This is a genomic window from Rhodococcus pseudokoreensis (genome assembly GCF_017068395.1).
GTDB lineage: Bacteria > Actinomycetota > Actinomycetes > Mycobacteriales > Mycobacteriaceae > Rhodococcus_F > Rhodococcus_F pseudokoreensis.
Genome location: NZ_CP070619.1, coordinates 5,882,384 through 5,900,048, shown reverse-complemented (window position 1 = coordinate 5,900,048; position 17,665 = coordinate 5,882,384). Strand labels below are relative to the sequence as shown.

14 protein-coding genes are annotated in these 17,665 nt (G+C 67.9%); 1 reads left to right on the top strand and 13 read right to left on the bottom strand.

Going from position 1 to position 17,665, the window contains the following annotated elements:
* Position 1 precedes the first annotated feature (1 nt).
* From aceE to dctA, 13 genes are all read right to left on the bottom strand, one after another.
* Positions 2-2,875, bottom strand: coding sequence for a pyruvate dehydrogenase (acetyl-transferring), homodimeric type (aceE, locus tag JWS13_RS32105; RefSeq protein WP_206009350.1), 2,874 nt, complete (start codon positions 2,873-2,875; stop codon positions 2-4).
* A gap of 60 nt (positions 2,876-2,935) precedes the next feature.
* On the bottom strand, positions 2,936-3,661 hold the full coding sequence (locus JWS13_RS32100) for an aspartate/glutamate racemase family protein (protein WP_206009349.1): 726 nt from the start codon (positions 3,659-3,661) through the stop codon (positions 2,936-2,938).
* 12 nt (positions 3,662-3,673) lie between these two features.
* Positions 3,674-5,197, bottom strand: a complete 1,524-nt coding sequence (locus tag JWS13_RS32095; protein ID WP_206009348.1) for an NCS1 family nucleobase:cation symporter-1 — start codon at positions 5,195-5,197, stop codon at positions 3,674-3,676.
* A gap of 207 nt (positions 5,198-5,404) precedes the next feature.
* A complete protein-coding gene (allB, locus tag JWS13_RS32090; protein ID WP_206009347.1) occupies positions 5,405-6,748 on the bottom strand; it encodes an allantoinase AllB in 1,344 nt (447 codons plus the stop codon).
* Complete coding sequence (locus JWS13_RS32085; RefSeq protein WP_206009346.1) at positions 6,741-8,138, bottom strand: NAD-dependent malic enzyme; 1,398 nt, start codon at positions 8,136-8,138, stop codon at positions 6,741-6,743. The genes allB and JWS13_RS32085 overlap by 8 nt, the downstream gene beginning before the upstream one ends.
* Positions 8,139-8,182: 44 nt before the next feature.
* Positions 8,183-9,238 (bottom strand): allantoicase, encoded by a 1,056-nt coding sequence (gene alc / locus JWS13_RS32080; RefSeq protein WP_206009345.1) that lies wholly within the window; start codon positions 9,236-9,238, stop codon positions 8,183-8,185.
* The gene (locus tag JWS13_RS32075) at positions 9,235-10,386 is read right to left on the bottom strand and encodes a glycerate kinase (RefSeq protein ID WP_206009344.1); all 1,152 of its coding nucleotides are present in this window, start codon (positions 10,384-10,386) and stop codon (positions 9,235-9,237) included. Before JWS13_RS32075 ends, alc begins: the two co-directional genes overlap by 4 nt.
* Positions 10,387-10,394: 8 nt before the next feature.
* Positions 10,395-12,200 carry a glyoxylate carboligase gene (gcl, locus tag JWS13_RS32070; RefSeq protein ID WP_206009343.1) on the bottom strand — a complete coding sequence of 602 codons (1,806 nt, stop codon included), beginning with the start codon at positions 12,198-12,200 and terminating at the stop codon, positions 10,395-10,397.
* Positions 12,201-12,236: 36 nt separating this feature from the next.
* Positions 12,237-13,121 carry a 2-hydroxy-3-oxopropionate reductase gene (locus JWS13_RS32065; RefSeq protein WP_206009342.1) on the bottom strand — a complete coding sequence of 295 codons (885 nt, stop codon included), beginning with the start codon at positions 13,119-13,121 and terminating at the stop codon, positions 12,237-12,239.
* Positions 13,122-13,158: 37 nt separating this feature from the next.
* On the bottom strand, positions 13,159-13,980 hold the full coding sequence (locus JWS13_RS32060) for a hydroxypyruvate isomerase family protein (protein ID WP_206009341.1): 822 nt from the start codon (positions 13,978-13,980) through the stop codon (positions 13,159-13,161).
* A gap of 26 nt (positions 13,981-14,006) precedes the next feature.
* Positions 14,007-14,414 carry an allophanate hydrolase-related protein gene (locus tag JWS13_RS32055; protein WP_072951000.1) on the bottom strand — a complete coding sequence of 136 codons (408 nt, stop codon included), beginning with the start codon at positions 14,412-14,414 and terminating at the stop codon, positions 14,007-14,009.
* A gap of 4 nt (positions 14,415-14,418) precedes the next feature.
* On the bottom strand, positions 14,419-15,201 hold the full coding sequence (locus JWS13_RS32050; protein WP_206009340.1) for an MTAP family purine nucleoside phosphorylase: 783 nt from the start codon (positions 15,199-15,201) through the stop codon (positions 14,419-14,421).
* The gene (gene dctA / locus JWS13_RS32045) at positions 15,194-16,627 is read right to left on the bottom strand and encodes a C4-dicarboxylate transporter DctA (RefSeq protein WP_206009339.1); all 1,434 of its coding nucleotides are present in this window, start codon (positions 16,625-16,627) and stop codon (positions 15,194-15,196) included. Before dctA ends, JWS13_RS32050 begins: the two co-directional genes overlap by 8 nt.
* 227 nt (positions 16,628-16,854) lie before the next feature.
* Between dctA and JWS13_RS32040 the strand changes: the two genes are divergently transcribed.
* Positions 16,855-17,625: an IclR family transcriptional regulator gene (locus tag JWS13_RS32040; protein WP_087558769.1), complete on the top strand. Its 771-nt coding sequence runs from the start codon at positions 16,855-16,857 to the stop codon at positions 17,623-17,625.
* The last annotated feature ends 40 nt before the right edge of the window (positions 17,626-17,665 follow it).

Genomic DNA, 17,665 nt, shown 5'->3' with positions numbered 1-17,665 from the left:
TCTAGGCGCTGCCGGTGTCGGCGTAGGAGACGGCGGCGGCGCGGACGTCGTCGATGCGGTACTTCGTGGCGGCTTCGACGGCCTTGGAGCGGTCGAGGGTGCCTTCGCCGGCGAGGGCGGACAGGACGGCGACGACGATGGATTCGGCGTCGACGTTGAAGTACCGGCGGGCGGCGGGGCGGGTGTCGGAGAACCCGAACCCGTCGGTGCCGAGGGTGGTGTACGACCCGGGCACCCACTGGCGGATCTGGTCGGCGACGGCGCGCATCCAGTCCGACGCCGCCACGAACGGGCCGGCCGCATCCGACAGCGCCTGGGTGACATACGGCAGCGGGGCGTCGGTGCCCGGATCCCGCAGCGCCTGCTGTTCGCGTTCGATGCCCTCGCGGCGCAGTTCACCCCAGGAGGTGACCGACCACACGTCGGCGGCCACACCCCACTCGTCGGCGAGCAGTTCCTGCGCCCGCAGACCCTCGGGCATGGTGACACCGGAGACCAGGATCTGGGCCCTGGGCGTGGAGCCTGCGGAATGCCCGTTGGACTGCGCGGAGCCTGCGGAGTGCCCGTTCAATGGGGCGGAGCTGCCCGATGCCGCGGACTTCTTGAACAGGTACATGCCCTTGAGGAGGCCCTCGACGTTCAGGTTCTCCGGTTCGGCGGGCTGGGAGTAGGGCTCGTTGTAGAGGGTGATGTAGTAGAAGATGTCCTCACCACCGAACCCGTCCACACCCTCGGTGCCGCCGTACATGCGGCGCAGTCCGTCCTTGACGATGTGCGCGATCTCGTAGGAGAACGCCGGATCGTAGGCCACCGCGGCGGGGTTGGTCGAGGCCAGCAGCAGCGAGTGCCCGTCGGCGTGCTGCAACCCTTCGCCGGTGAGGGTGGTGCGGCCGGCGGTGGCACCGAGCACGAAGCCGCGGGCCATCTGATCCGCGGCCGCCCACAGGCCGTCGCCGGTGCGCTGGAACCCGAACATCGAGTAGAAGATGTACAGCGGGATCATCGGCTCACCGTGGGTGGCGTAGGAGGTACCGACCGCGGTGAACGAGGCCGTCGAGCCGGCCTCGTTGATGCCCTCGTGCAGGATCTGCCCGATCTCGGACTCCTTGTACGCCAGCATCAGCTCCGCATCCACCGCGGTGTACAGCTGCCCGTTGCGGTTGTAGATCTTGAGCGAGGGGAACCAGGAGTCCATCCCGAAGGTGCGGGCCTCGTCCGGGATGATCGGCACGATCCGCTTCCCGATCTCCTTGTCCCGCAGCAGCTCCTTCATGATCCGCACCAACGCCATGGTGGTCGCGACCTGCTGCTTGCCGGAACCCTTCCGGACCACGTCGTAGGTGGAGTCCGCCGGCTGCGGCAACGGCGCCGGCGAGGTCCGCCGCTCAGGTAGGAACCCACCCAAGGCTTTGCGGCGGTCCAGCATGTACTGGATCTCCGGGGCGTCGGGGCCGGGGTGGTAGTACGGCGGCATCTTCGGGTCCTTCTCCAACTCGGCGTCGGAGATCGGGATCCGCTGCAAATCCCGGAAATTCTTCAGATCGTCGAGGGTCAGCTTCTTCATCTGGTGGGTGGCGTTGCGGCCCTCGAAGTGCTTGCCCAGGGTGTAGCCCTTGATGGTGTGCGCCAGGATCACCGTCGGCTGACCCTTGTGCGCCATCGCCGCCGCGTAGGCGGCGTAGATCTTGCGGTAGTCGTGGCCGCCGCGTTTGAGGTTCCAGATGTCCTGATCGGACAGGTTCGCCACCAGTTCCTTGGTCCGCGGGTCCCTCCCGAAGAAGTGCTCCCGCACGTACCCGCCGTCGTTGGCCTTGTACGTCTGGTAGTCCCCGTCCGGGGTGACGTTCATCAGGTTCACCAGGGCACCGTCGCGGTCCGCGTGCAGCAGGGCGTCCCACTCGCGGCCCCAGACCACCTTGATCACGTTCCAGCCGGCGCCGCGGAAGAACGACTCCAACTCCTGGATGATCTTGCCGTTGCCGCGGACCGGGCCGTCGAGGCGCTGCAGGTTGCAGTTCACCACGAACGTCAAATTGTCGAGGCCTTCGGTGGCCGCCACATGTGCGAGACCGCGGGATTCGGGTTCGTCCATCTCGCCGTCACCCAAAAACGCCCACACGTGCTGGTCGGCGGTGTCCTTGATGCCACGGTCGTGCAGGTAGTGGTTGAACCGGGCCTGGTAGATCGCGTTCATCGGGCCCAACCCCATCGACACGGTCGGGAACTCCCAGAAATCCGGGAGCAGGCGGGGGTGCGGGTACGACGGCAGCCCGCCGCCCTGGTCGGCGTGCGAGTGTTCCTGCCGGAACCCGTCCATCCGCTCCGCCGGGATCCGCCCCTCCAGGAAGGCGCGGGCGTAGATGCCGGGGGAGGCGTGGCCCTGGATGAAGATCTGATCGCCGCCACCGGGGTGGTCCTTGCCGCGGAAGAAGTGGTTGAACCCCACCTCGTACAGGGCCGCCGACGACGCGTACGTCGAGATGTGGCCACCGACACCGACCCCGGGGCGCTGCGCGCGGGTCACCATCACCGCCGCGTTCCACCGGATGAACGCCCGGTACCGGCGCTCGACCTCCTCATCACCGGGGAACCACGGCTCGTTCTCCGTCGGGATGGTGTTCACATAATCGGTCGACGTCAACGCCGGCAGCGCGACGTGCTTCTCCCCGGCCCGCTCGAGCATCCGCAACATCAGATACCGGGCACGAGTCGGACCGGACCGGTCCAACAAACCATCGAACGATTCCAACCACTCCGTGGTCTCATCCGGATCGATATCCGGCAGATACGACGCAACACCCTCACGGATGACGCGGGAGCCCGCGCGGGGGCGGTCGGCGGACGTGCTGGACTGTTCGAGCAAGGGATACTCCATCGTTGCGGGCGCGGGGTCGGGCGCCTGGGTGTCTGCCCGGGGTGAGGGCGGTGTGCATGATTAGGGCTTCGCGAGCGGCCATCCCGTGATCCGCTTGGGGCGCGGGGGCGCGTACGTGCGCACCTTCGAGGTCGAGAGTCCCAACCCTACAAGAGATTCCGCCAATTTCACAGCGGCACTGACTCCGTCGACCACCGGCACGCCGGTGCGTTCGCGGATTCGGTCGTCGAGTCCGGCCATGCCGCCGCAGCCGAGGCAGATCACCTCGGCCTTGTCTTCGCGCACGGCCGCTTCGGCCTCGTCGACGATCGCCTCGATCGTGCGTTCGGGGTCGGTTTCCAGTGCGAGGACGGGCAGACCGCTGGCACGCACGCTCGCGCACTTGGTGTCGAGGCCGGCGAGGCGGAGCCGGTCTTCGATGAGCGGGACGGTGCGGTCGAGGGTGGTGACCACGGAGTACTTGTGCCCCAGCATCATCGCGATGCTCGCGGAGGCCTCGGTGATGTCGACGACGGGTACGTCGAGCAGTTCCTGCAGACCCTCCCGGCCGTGTTCGCCGTATCCGGCCTGGATCACCGCGTCGTAGGGTTCGGGGTACGACCGCACCCGGTCCATCACCGCGATCGCGGCGAGATAGCTCTCGAAGTTCCCTTCGACGGATTCGGCACCGATCTCCGGTGTGAGCCCGACGATCTCGGTTCCGGGTGCTGCCGCGGCCTCGGCCTGCTTGGCGATGGCGTCCGTGATGGACGTGGTGGTGTTGACGTTGACGACGAGAATGCGCATCGAAATCTCCTGTCAGTGGTCGCCGTGGCCGCTGTCCACGGCGATCGACTCGCCGGAGACGTCCACGTACTGCCGGGTGCGGTCGCCGACGACGGCGTAGATGGCTGCCGCCAGGCCCGCTCCGATGAACCACGAGAAGGGGGCGAAAAGATGGAAGGCGGGGACGATCGCGAACAGGGTGCTGACGGTGGCGGCGGGTACGAGGGCGTACACCGCTCGCAGGTTGAATCCCTTGCGGTAGTAGTAGGTTCCGGTCGGGCTGTCCGAGTAGAGGGCGGGCACGTCGACCTTCGTGCGGCGGATGAACCAGTAGTCGACGAAGATGATGCCGAACAGCGGTCCGAGGACGGCGCCGAGGCCACCGAGAAAGTAGTTGATCACCACCGGGCTGTCGTAGAGGTTCCAGGGCAGCAGGACAACGCCGATGCAGGCGCTGATGATGCCGGCCTTGCGGAAGCTGATCTTCTCGGGGGCGAGGTTCGACAGGACGTACGACGGTGCGACGAAGTTCGCCATGACGTTGACGGCCATCGTGACGATGACGAGGGAGAGGCAGGCCAGCGACAGGAACAGGGTGTTCGGGATCGCCGCGACGATGTCGGTGGGGCTGTCGATGATCGTCCCGTCGATCTGGAACTGGGCGCCGCACAGGATGAACGCGATGACGGCGAACGCGAGAACGTTGACGAACAGGCCCCAGAAGTTGCCGCGCACGACGGCGGTCTTGGACGGGGAGCGTCGCGAGAAGTCGCAGAAGTTGAGGATCAGGGTGCCGTAGATCGACATCCACAGGGCCGCGCCCGCGAAGACCTGCCGCCACATCTCCCCACCCGAGGCGGGCTTGTCGGATGCCCAGGCGACGGAGAAGTCGGTGCGGAACAGCATCCACAGTGCCAGGGAGCCGACGGTGACCAGGATCAGCGGGCCCGCCAGGCTCTCGAACTTGCGGACGGCCTCCATCCCGTAGACGAGGACGACGATCTGAATGGCCCAGATCCCGATGAAGCAGATCCATCCGAGGCTGGACAGTCCGAGGATCGAGTTCTGGTCGAAGCGGCCGAGGGACGGGGCCACCGCGACGAGGAAGATCCGGAAGACGATCGACGCGAGGTAGGTCTGGATTCCGAACCAGACGATCGCGATGATCGCGCGGACGACCGCCGGTATCTGGGCGCCGCGGATGCCGAAGCTGATCCGGCTCATCACGGGAAAGGGCACGCCCGTCTTCTGCCCCATGAATCCGGCGTAGGTCATGGCGACGCAGACGATGACCGCGCCGATCATGAGCGACAGGATCATGTGGCCGCCGCCGAGCCCGAGTGCGAACAGGCCGATGGCGAACGAGTAGTTGGCGATGTTGTGTACGTCGTTGGTCCACAGCGTGAAGATGCTGTAGGAACCCCAGCGACGGCCTGCGGCCTTCGTCGGTGCCAGGTCCGCGTTGTAGAGCTTCGGACTCGTCGTCGTGTGACGGCCGGCGGCGGCAGTGTGGTCGACGGTGGTGGTGTGCCGCGAGACTGTGTCGTCTATGAGCATGTGCCTGTCCTTGCGTGGCGGCGAACGAACTTCCGTATCACGGAAAGCTTGTTCCATTGGTCCCTCCAAGTGTGAGCCAGGCAACAGTGGCCGGTCAATGATTTCCGCAGGATATATCTTGGTCGCGCACCGCCTCGAACACGACAAACCCGCTGTCGCACTGAATATTTCGATTCCAGTGCGGCAACGGGCGGGGTCGCGGCAGGGTCAGGCCAGTCCGCGGCTGAGCAGCCGTCCGCGGGGCGCCTCGTCGAGGTCGATCCGTTTTCCGGCCAGCCAGGTACTGCGCACGACGCCGGCGAGGGCACGCCGGTCGTACGCGGAGACGGGATTCTTGTGCTGCAGGGCGGCCACGTCGACGACGAAGGCCTCCTCCGGCGCGAACACCGCGAAGTCCGCCGCGTACCCGAGCGCGATATGCCCTTTCGTGTTCAGCCCGACCTGCTCGGCGGGGTTCTCCGCCATCCACCGGACCACGTCGTTGAGGCTGTGTCCCCGCCGCTTGGCCTCCGACCACACCGCGGACAGCGACACCTGCAGCGAGGCGATGCCGCCCCACGCGACACCGAAGTCGCCGATGTCGAATCGTTTGAGGTCGACCGTGCACGGGGAGTGGTCGGTGACGACGCAGTCGATCACGCCGTCGGCGAGGCCCTGCCACAGCAGTTCCCGGTTCCCGGCCTCACGGATCGGTGGGCAGCATTTGAATTGCGTTGCTCCCGAGGGGATTTCCTCGGAGACGAACGACAGGTAGTGCGGGCACGTCTCCACCGTGAGTTTCACGCCGTCCTTGCGGGCCGACGCGATCATCGGCAGCGCGTCGGAGCTGGACAGGTGCAGGATGTGCACCCGGCACCCGGTCCACCGCGCCAGCTCGATGACCTCCGCGATGGCGAGATTCTCGGCGCCCCGCGGCCGCGAGTCGAGGAAGTCGGCATAGTTCTCGCCGCCCGGTGACGTCGCGCGGTCGATCGCGTGTGCGTCCTCCGCATGCACGATCATCATCGCGCCGAAACTCGCGATCTCCTTCAGCGCCAGTTCGAGCTCCGCCGGATCCAACGGCGGGAACTCGTCGACGCCGGAGTGCAGCAGGAAGCACTTGAACCCGAACACGCCCGCGTCGTGCAGGGCACGCAGGTCCGGGACGTTGCCCGGCACGGCGCCACCCCAGAACCCGACGTCGACGTACGCCTGATCGGACGCGACCCGTCGTTTGACGTCCAGCGCCGCGGCGTCGACGGTCGGCGGGATGCTGTTGAGCGGCATGTCGACGATCGTGGTCACGCCGCCTGCGGCCGCCGCTCGGGTCGCGCTCGCGAAACCCTCCCATTCGGTGCGGCCCGGCTCGTTGACGTGCACGTGGGTATCGACGAGACCCGGTATCAGCACCTCGTCGTCGCCCAGTTCGACGACGACCTCGGCGTCGAGTTGGGCACCGAACGGTTCGATGACGACGATCCTGCCGTCGCGCACGCCCACGCTGCGCGCGACCTCCCCCGCCGCGGTGATCACCCGCGGGGCGCGGAACAGCAGATCGAGCGGATCAGACATCGTCGTCACGACCTGCGCCCGCGACACCACGCACCGCTGCCGCCACGGCCGGGGCGACGGCCGCGTCGAACACGCTCGGCACGATGTAGGTGGGGTTGAGCTCCGACGGGGACACCGAATCGGAGATCGCCCGGGCGGCGGCGATGAGCATGTCGTCGGTGATCTCGACGGCGTGCGCGTCGAGCAGACCCCGGAACACACCCGGGAATGCGAGCACGTTGTTGATCTGGTTCGGGGAGTCGGACCGGCCGGTCGCGACGACGGCGGCGTGTTTGCCCGCCGCGACGGGATCGACCTCGGGCACCGGGTTGGCCAGCGCGAACACGACCGACCGCTCCGCCATCGTCTCGATGTCGGACCCCGTCAGGATGTCCGGAGCCGACACACCGATGAACACGTCGGCGCCGGCCAGGGCGTTCTGCAGCGACCCGGACCGGGCCTCGGGATTGGTGTTGTTCGCGATCCAGGAGCGGAACGAGTCGGACGTGTCGTCGGGCGAGAGGATTCCGTTCCGCCCGCACGCCACGATGTTCGTCGCACCCTGCGCGACCAGCAGGCGGATGATGGCGTGCCCGGCGGCGCCGACACCGGAGACCACGATCTTCACCGTGTCGAGGCTCTTCTCGACCACCCGCAGCGCGTTGGTCAGCGCGGCGAGGACCACGATGGCCGTGCCGTGCTGGTCGTCGTGGAACACCGGGATATCCAGCATCTCGCGGAGCCGGGCCTCGATCTCGAAGCAACGCGGGGCGGAGATGTCCTCCAGGTTGATTCCGCCGTACACCGGGGCGAGCGCGCGGACGATCTCGACGATCGCGTCCGTGTCCTGGGTGTCGAGGCACACCGGCCACGCGTCGACGTCCGCGAACTGCTTGAACAGCGCCGCCTTGCCCTCCATCACGGGAATCGACGCGGCGGCACCGATGTTGCCCAGCCCCAGCACCGCCGAACCGTCGGAGACGACGGCCACGGTGTTGCGTTTGATCGTCAGCCGTCGTACGTCCTCGGGGTTCTCGGCGATCGCGGTGCAGACCCGGGCGACACCGGGGGTGTACGCGCGGGACAGGTCGTCGCGGTGCTTGAGCGGAACCTTCGGCACCACTTCGAGTTTCCCGCCGAGGTGGAGCAGGAACGTGCGGTCGCTGACCTTGCCCACGACGACGCCGGGCACGTCTGCGATCGCGGACGCGATCTGCTCGGCGTGCTCGACGTCGGACGCGTCGCAGGTCACGTCGATGACCATGTGGTCGGGGTGGCTCTCGACCACGTCCAGCGCGGTCATGGCGCCCTTCACGGAGGCAACCGCCCCCGCGAGGGTCGACGTGGTGCCCGCGCCGACCGGGGCCGTGACGCGGACGGTGATGGAGTAACCGGGACTGGGATTGGGCATGGGTGTTTCCTCGGGTTCGTCGAAGGAGTAGGGAGTGCGCTCGGTCAGCGGGGCGCCTGATCGGCGACGAGCGCCTGATGGGTCTGCGGAAGCGCGTCCCACCAGGTGCGTCGCGTCTCCGCCAGTGCCGTCTCGTCGAGATCGCCGAACAGCCGCAGCCGGGACAGACCACCGTCGGGGTAGACGTCGAGTCGCAGGTGGGTGGCCGCGGCGGCGGCGTCCAGCACGAACCGGTGCCGCGTGTCGGGTTGCACGGCGGTGCGCGCCAGCAGTTCGGTCCACGCGCCCTCGTCCGCGATGTCGGCGGTGCGCGCGTCGGCGGTGCTCAGCCGCACCCAGCCCGGCGCGTTCCCCACGTAGTAGCTGGTGTCGATCTCGACGTGCCGGGGACGGCCCGCCGCGGCGAGCGAGAACACGGCGAAGTCGTTGCCGCCCCCGCGACGCCGGGAGTTCTCCCAGCCCTCCCCCATGTTCCGGGCCCGGCCGGGAAGGATGATGTTGGCGGGCGAGGCGTAGAACGCGTCGGAGCAGCCGACGAGGCGGCCACCGTTCTCCGCGGCCAGCAGGTCCACGGTCCCGTCCAGGAACCGGGGGTCGGGCACGACCTCACCGTGTACGCGCAGACGCGCGACGCCGCCGTCGGGGTAGATCGAGAGGCGTACGTGCGTCCAGCGGTGCCGGTCGGCGACCGGATACGTGTTCTCCTTGTGTCCCTCGGCCGGGGACTTCTCGACGATGGTCTGCCAGTCGGCCTTCATGACGTCCTCGATGGAGGGGTAGCCCTCGATCGACGCCGCCTCGATGGAGACGAAGGGCGGGTAGTTGCCCTTGAAGTACGCGGTGTCCACGACGACGCCGTGGATGATGCCGGCGGAACCGAGGCGGACGATCGCGTAGTCGTGGCCGTCGTCGCGGCGGCGACGGGTCTCCCAGCCGTCGTAGACCTTGCCCTTGTGCCCGAAGTCCGCGGGATCGAAGAACGGAGCCTCCGCCTTGATGAGGTTCTCCCGCTGGGCGAACAGTTCGTCGTTGGCGGCGGAGACACTCCCGCCGAGGGCTCGGGAGGCGAGGTCGGGCAGGACAGTGAAATCGGAAGTCATGATTCTCCTCGTGTGCTGAGTGTTGCGAGTTCGTCGGACGATGCGGCGATCGTGCGGCCGATCCGGCGCAGGAGTTCCGCGGCATGTCCGATCGATCGGTGAAGGTCCGGTTCCAGGTCCGCGAGCGCGTAGGCCGCGGAGATGCCGGAGCTGTGTAATTGCATGTCGCTGAGCTGGTTTCGACCGCAGACGGCGAGGACGGGAAGTCCCGCCGCCCGCGCCTCGGTCGCGACGCCGATCGGGGCCTTGCCGTGCAGGCTCTGCGCGTCCAGCGACCCCTCGCCGGTGATGACGAGGTCGGCGGCGGCGAGCCGCCCGCGGAAGTCGACGAGACCGAGGACCGTGTCGATGCCGGGCCGGATGTCCGCACCCAGAACCGAGATCGCGCCGAACGCCGCCCCGCCCGCGGCGCCCGCCCCCGCGGCCCGGGTGTCGTCACGGCCCGTCGCGGCGCGCACGACCTGCGCCCACCGGGTCATCGCGTCCTCGAGAACGACGAATTGTCCGGCCGCCGCGCCCTTCTGGCCCGCGTACACGGCGGTGGCGCCGCTCGGGCCGAGGAGCGGGTTGTCGACGTCGCAGGCGAGCCGGAAATGCGCCGCCCGCGCCGCCGGGTGCAGGCCGGTGAGGTCGACCCGGGCGGCGTGGCGCAGTGCCGCCCCGCCCGGTGCGACGTCCCTGCCGTCGGCGTCGAGAACACGCACGCCGAGAGCCTGCAACAAGCCGGCACCGCCGTCGGTTGACGCGCTGCCCCCGAGACCGACGATGATCTCGCGGGCTCCCCCCTCCAGTGCGTGCCTGACGACGGTGCCGAGTCCGAATGTACTGGCGCCCAGAGGGTCCGGAGCGCCGCCGGGGAGCAGGACCAGGCCCACCGCCGACGCCAGCTCCACCACCGCGGTCGAACCCCGCACCGCGTACGACGAGGTCACGGGCAGCCCCGTCGGTCCCGTCGTGTCGACCGGTACCGGGGTCCACCCCGCGGCGACCGCGGCCGCGACCGTGCCGTCGCCGCCGTCCGCCACCGGAACGCGATCGATCACCCAGGACGGAGCACCGGCGGCGAGCCCGTCGGCCAGAGCGTCCGCGACTTCCGCTGCGGTGAGGGACCCCTTGAACTTGTCGGGTGCGACCAGTACACGTGTCACGGTGTCCCCTAGTCCAGCAGCATGAGGGCTGTGGGCGCGTGCTCCCAGCTCTCCGCCAGATCCTCGAACTCCGCGACGTTGTCGAGTTCGGTGCCCATCGCGATGTTGGTGACCCGCTCGAGGAAGACCTCGACCACCACCGGGACCTTGTGCTCGCGGGCGAGTTCACGGGCCTTCTCGAGGGCGCCGGCGATCTCGCCGGGCTCGGTGACCCGCAGCGCCTTGCAGCCCAGGCCTTCGGCGACCTTGACGTGGTCGACGCCGTACCCCTTCGGCACCGCGGGCAGCGTCTCGTGCTCGCTGCGCTCCTGGGTGTTGATGTTGTCGAAGCCCAGTTGCACGCAGAAGTCCATGTCGAACGCGCGCTGCGCCTGACGGATCAGTCCCAGGTAGGAGTTGTTCACCACCACGTGGATGTACGGCAGGTTGAACTGCGCGCCCACCGCCAGTTCTTCGATCATGAACTGGAAGTCGTAGTCGCCCGACAGCGCCACCACCGACGTCTCCGGCTCCGCGGCAACAACTCCCAGTGCGGCCGGGATCGTCCAGCCGAGCGGGCCCGCCTGCCCGCAGTTGATCCAGTTGCGCGCCTTGTAGACGTGCAGGAACTGGCCGCCGGCGATCTGCGAGAGCCCGATCGTACTGACGTACCTCGTGTCGCGGCCGAAGACGCGGTTCATCTCCTCGTACACCCGCTGCGGTTTGACGGGCACGTCGTCGAAGTGGGTCTTGCGCTGCATGGTCCGCTTCCGGGTGGCGCAGTCCTCCACCCACGTGCTGCGGTCTGCCAGCGTTCCCGCGGCCTTGCGCTCCTTCGCGACGGCGACGAACAGTTCCAGCGCCGCCTTCGCGTCGGAGACGATCCCGTAGTCGGGCGCGAACACGCGACCGATCTGGGTGGGCTCGATGTCGACGTGAACGAACTTGCGTCCCTTGCGGTAGGTGTCGAGGCCACCCGTGTGCCGGTTGGCCCAGCGGTTGCCGATGCCGAGGACGAAGTCGGATGCCAGCATGGTGGCGTTGCCGTACCGGTGCGCGGTCTGCAGTCCGACCATGCCGGCGGCGAGACGGTGGTCGTCCGGGATCGTGCCCCAGCCCATCAGTGTCGGCACCACCGGAACGTCCAGCAGTTCGGCCAATTCCACGAGCAGGTCCGCGGCGTCGGCGTTGATGATGCCGCCGCCCGCGACGATCAGCGGGCGCTCGGCGGCGCCCAGCATGTCGAGCGCCTTCTCCGCCTGCGCACGGGACGCGGCCGGCTTGTACACGGGCAGCGGCTGGTACGTATCGGGATCGAACTCGATCTCCGCCAACTGCACGTCGATCGGCAGGTCGATGAGCACCGGCCCCGGCCGACCGGACCGCATCAGGTGAAATGCCTGCGCGAACGCGCCCGGAACCTGGGCCGGTTCGAGCACCGTCATCGCCATCTTCGTGACCGGACCCGCGATCGACGCGATGTCGACGGCCTGGAAGTCTTCCTTGTGCAGGCGCGCGACCGGGGCCTGACCGGTGATCGCGAGGATCGGGATCGAGTCCGCCATCGCCGAGTACAGGCCGGTGATCATGTCGGTGCCTGCGGGTCCGGAGGTGCCGATGCAGATCCCGATGTTCCCGGCCTTGGCGCGGGTGAATCCCTCGGCCATGTGCGAGGCACCCTCGACGTGGCGGGCGAGGACGTGCTTGATCCCGCCGTGGTCACGCATGGCCGAGTAGAACGGGTTGATCGCCGCACCGGGGAGGCCGAACGCCTGGGTGGCGCCTTCGAGTTCCAGAATCTTGACCGCTGCGTCAGCGGCGCGCATACGAGGCATATCACTTCTCCATCGAGGATTACGAGTTGGATCGGGTTACTGGGAGGGGCGGCCGGACAGCCGCTCCACTCCGCGCAGCAGGCCCGAATGGTCGAGGCCGCCATCGCCGTTCGCACGGGCGGAGGCCATCAGCTGGGCGACGACGGCGCCGAGGGGTGTCACGACACCGGCCTCACGGGCGGCGCTGGTCACGATGCCGAGGTCCTTGTGGTGCAGGTCGATGCGGAATCCGGGTTCGAACGACCGGTCCAGCATCTTCTGCGCCTTCTGGTTGAGGACGGCCGATCCGGCCAGCCCGCCACCGAGTACCTCGACGGCGGCCGCGGTGTCGACGCCGTAGGCCTCGAGGAAGATGATCGCCTCGGCGAGGAGTTGGATGTTGCCGGCGACGATCAACTGGTTCGCGGCCTTCACCGTCTGCCCGGAGCCGTTCGGGCCCACGCGGACCACGGTCTTCCCGACGACGTCGAGGATCGGCTTCGCGGCGGCGAAGTCCTCGTCCTTACCGCCGACCATGATCGACAGGGCCGCGTTCTTCGCGCCTGCCTCACCACCCGAAACCGGGGCGTCGATCAGCCGGAAGCCACGCTCGGCCGCCTGCGCGGCGAGTGCGGTGGTGACGTCGGGCCGGATGCTGGAGAAGTCGATGATCAGGGCGCCAGCCGGGGCATGCGCGAACACACCGTCCTCACCGGCGAGTACGGCCTGGACGTCCGGCGAGTCGGGGACCATGACGGCGACGACGTCGGCACCGGCGACGGCCTTGGCGATGGAGTCGGCCGCGGTGCCCCCGGCCTCGACGAGTGCCGAGGTGCGCTCGGGCGAGCGGTTGTATCCGACCACCTGGTGGCCGGCCTTGGTGAGATGAACGGCCATGGGGCTGCCCATGATTCCGAGTCCGATGAATGCGATTGTGCTCACGAGTCTCCTCGATTCCGTCGAAGTGTGGTGGTGGGTGTCAGCGGCCGGCGCGGGTCGCGCGCTGCTCGCGGGGCAGCCAGTCGAACGTGTCGGGCCGTGTCGCCTTGTATTCGAGGCCGACGTAGCCGCGGTAGCCGTGCCCGGCCAGTCGCTTCAGGTAGCCGTCGATGTCGAGGGTTCCGGTGCCGGGTTCGCCGCGGCCCGGCGCGTCCGCGATCTGCACGTGCCCGATCCGGTCGGCGTAGGTGTCGATCGCGGCGCCGACGTCGTCGCCGTTGACCTCGAGGTGGTAGAGGTCCGCGAGGAGCCGGAGCGAATCGACACCGTGCTCGGCCTTCACCCGGTCGATCACGGCGATCGCCTCGGCCGCGGTCTTCAGCGGGTACGCCGGTGTGCCGCTGACCGGTTCGACGAGCACGACCGCACCGATACGATCTGCCGCCTTGCCCGCCTGGGCGAGGTTCTCGGTGGCCGTGTCGTCCTGGATCTTCGGATCCGTGCCGTCGATACGATTACCATACAGGGCGTTGAAAGCTTTGGTGCCCAGCCGTTCTCCGATACCGACGGTGACGTCGATGTTGTCGCGGAACGCCGACGCCTGCGCCGGGTCGGACAGCAGTCCGCGATCCCCCGCCGGCATGTTGCCCGCCGCGAAGTTCAATCCGGTGAGCTGCACTCCGGCGTTCCCGATCGCGGCCACGAAGGCATCGACGTCGCTGTCCTTCGGTACGGCGGTGTCGAACGGCCACCAGAATTCGACGGCGTCGAATCCGGCGTCCCGGGCGGCCTGCGGGCGCTGCAGGAGCGGCACGTCGGTCAGCAGGATCGAGCAGTTCAGGGTGTAGGCAATGTTGTCCATCGGCTGTTCTTTCGCTTTCGGGGTGTTCAGGAGACGGTGGTGTTGTCGGGCTCGGGCAGGCCGCGGTAGCGTCGCCAGCCGCCGTGATCGGTGATCTCGGTGAGCTCACCGGCCTTGCTCTCGAGCAGACCCGGTCGCAGCCCCACCGCGAGAACCGAACGGCCGTCGGACAATTCGATCACGGTGAGCTCGAGTTCCTCGGGCTCCTCGGGGAGGAAGTCGGTGCGGATGTCGCCGATCGGCACGTCGTAGAGTTCGCCCTCGATCGAGGCGCCGCCGGTCTCCGTCAGCAGGAGGGCCGGGAATTCGTCGCGTACGGAGAAGAATCGGTAGTTCGGCGCGGTCCGTACCGTGCCGAGGAACGTGTGCGCAGACACGTTGTGATGCAGGTTTCCGCCACGCATCGCTCCACCGTTGCAGAACAATTCGGCCATCTTGTCAGCTCCTTCTTCCATGGGCAGTTGCCGTCGTTACAGGCGTGTCTGCCAGTTCGATCGCGACCTGAAGCAGCGCTTCGCGGAGTCGCTTGGTGTTGGCGTCGAGTCCTTCACGCACCAGGTCCTGGGTGACCGGCCACGGGGTGTCGCTGATGACGTCGTGATCGGTGACCAGGGCGATGCAGGTGTAGGACATGCCGAGTTCCCGGGCCAGCGCAGCTTCGGGATACGGGGTCATGCTGATCAGGTCCCAGCCCTGGGCGGCGTACCAGCGGGATTCGGCGCGGGTCGAGAACCGGGGGCCGCGGATCGCGACCATCACGCCGCCGTCGTTGACCACCCAGCCGCTCCTGCGGAGCGTCGAGACCACCGCCTGCCGTCCGCGGACGCAGAACGGGTCCGCGAAGGAGATGTGGACGTCGTCGTCGTGGAACGTGTCGTCGGTGCGGCCGGTGCGGTCGACCAACTGGTCGGGGACGACGACCGATCCGACACCGATCGCCGGTCGCAGCGAGCCGGACGGGGTGGGAGCGAGGATCGTCCGGACTCCCAGGCTGTGCAGTGCCCAGATGTTCGCGCGGGCGTTGATGCGGTGGGGCGGGATGTTGCGGTGCCGCCCGGTGCGGGTCAGGTAGGCGAGCCGGCGGCCCCCGGAGGATCCCAGGACGATGTTGTCGGAGGTGGGACCGTACGGGGTGTCGACCGAGACCTGCTCGGCGTCGTCGAGCAGACCGTGATATCCCCAGGTACCGAGGAGCCCGACGGTGGGCTGGGTGTCAGGCATGGTGGTTCACCGTTCCTTCCGGGGTCCTGCTGACGGTCAGCGCTTCGGGCTTCTCGATCGCCGGCTGGGCCGGGGTGGTGGCGAGGTGTTCCTGCCCGGGGTGCGGGTGGGCGACGACGTCGTCCGGGTCGTCGGGCGTGATCGTCCCGTCGAGAACCGCCCGCATCTTGTCCTTGTCGAGCAGGCCCTCCCAGTTCGCGACGACGAACGTGGCCATGCAATTGCCGAACAGGTTGGTGAAGACCCGCATGGAGTCCATCAACCGGTCGGCACCGAGGAGCAGCGCGACGGCGGCCACGGGGAAAGCGCCGATCGCGGCGGCGGTGGCCGAGAGTGCGACGAACGCGGAGCCCGGCACGCCTGCCATGCCCTTCGAGCTGAGGATGAGGATGCCCATGATGGCGAGCTGCTCCCCGAATCCGAGGTCGACGCCCACAGCCTGCGCGAGGAACATCATCGCGAGCGACAGGTAGATGGCGGCACCGTCGAGGTTGAACGAGTACCCGGTGGGAATCACCAGTCCGACGACGGCGCGGTCGCAGCCGGCGTTGTCGAGCTTCTTGATGATGCGCGGCATGACGGCCTCGGACGACCCCGTGCCCAGCGCGAGCATGAACTCTTCCCGGCAGTACTTGACGAACTTCCAGGGATTGACGCCGGTCAGGAGCCTGACCACGGTGGCGAGAACGATGATGAAGAACAGGGCCGCGCCGTACGCCGAGAGCACCAGGATCCCGAAGGACTTGAGCGAACCGGCACCGTAGTTGCCGACCGTGTAGGCCATCGCACCGAAGGCGCCGAGCGGCGCCAGATACATGATGTAGCCGACGATGCGGAAGATGACGTGCAGCGACTGGTCGATCACGTCCATCAGGACCGGCGGGGCGGACTCACTGAAGGACGCGAGGGCGACGCCGAAGAGGATCGAGAACAGCAGCACCTGGAGCAGGCTGTTCGTGGCGAACGCGTCGAACACGCTGGTCGGAATGATGTGCATGACGAACTCGACGCCGCCGGGCATGTGACCGCCCTGCGTCTTCTCGTCCAGCGCGGAGGTGTCCAGCGTGGCCGGGTCGATATTGAGGCCACTGCCCGGCTGCACGAGGTTGCCGACCAGCAGGCCGAGCCCCAGCGCGCAGATCGTCGCGCCCATGAACCAGAGCAGCGCTTTGGCGCCGATCTGGCCGAGCGCCTTCATGCTGCCGACCTTCGCGATGCCGGTGACGATCACCAGGAAGATCAGTGGGGCGACCACCATTTTGATGAGCTTGATGAAGCCCTCGCCCAGTGGGGCCAGGTGATGCGAAAACTCGGGGAACAGGATGCCGGTGGCGATGCCCAGGGCAATTCCGATCAGGACCTGGACGAACAGCGATCTGTACCAACGCTGCTTCTTGGGTTTTGCAGCGATTTCGACTTCAGACACGGGGCCCTCCCTCGGGGCTTGGTGTTTTCCATATTATGGAAGTTGTATTTCGTATCTCGATATAGTGAACGCCGTCACACCGTGTTTTGTCAACCGATGTAGCGAAGGAATCGGCGCGATCCGCCGCAACCGCGCTATCGTCATACGGAGCGCCCTTTCCGCCTGACGGAAAGAATGGGGGGCTCCCGGGGGAGGCACCCCGAGGCAGTCAGAGGATGGAGCCAGACATGACGAACGGTCAGAACGCGGCCGGCGGCGTGCAGTCGGTCGAGCGTGCATTCGACATACTCGAGATCATGGCGAGCGCCGGTGGATCCATCGGCGTCAGCGAACTCGCCGAACTGGCCGGACTCCCCCTCCCGACGATCCACCGGCTGATCCGCACACTGATGAACCGCGGGTACGTCCGGCAGCTGCCCACCCGCCGGTACGCGCTCGGCCCCAAGCTCATTCGGCTCGGCGAGAGCGCCACCCAACTGATCGGCGCATGGTCACGACCGCACCTGTCCGAACTGGTGCGAGGCACCGGCGAGACCGCGAACATGGCCGTCCTCGACGGCACCATGGCCGTCTACGTCGCGCAGGTGCCGTCCGAACACTCGATGCGCATGTTCACCGAGGTCGGCCGCCGCGTCTACCCGCACTGCACCGGCGTCGGCAAGGCCATCCTCATGCAACTGTCGAACGACGCCGTGCGCTCACTGGTCGGCCGGACCGGCATGACGACGTACACCGAGAACTCACTGACGGACCCCGACCTGCTGATCGCCGACCTCGAACTGAGCCGAAACCGCGGATTCGCCATCGACGAGGGTGAGCAGGAGATCGGCGTCCGCTGCTTCTCGGTGCCGGTGCCGAACGCTCCGACACCCACCGCCATCTCCGTCTCCGGGCCCGCCGCCCGCGTCACCCTCGAGTCGGCCGACCACATCGTGCCGCTGCTCAAACGCGTCGCGAAGGAACTCGGCACCGAGTTCGACAAGAACGCGGCGCTCTAGGCGGGGTTTCGCCGTGGTGGGGCGCAGTGGTCGGGCCGGA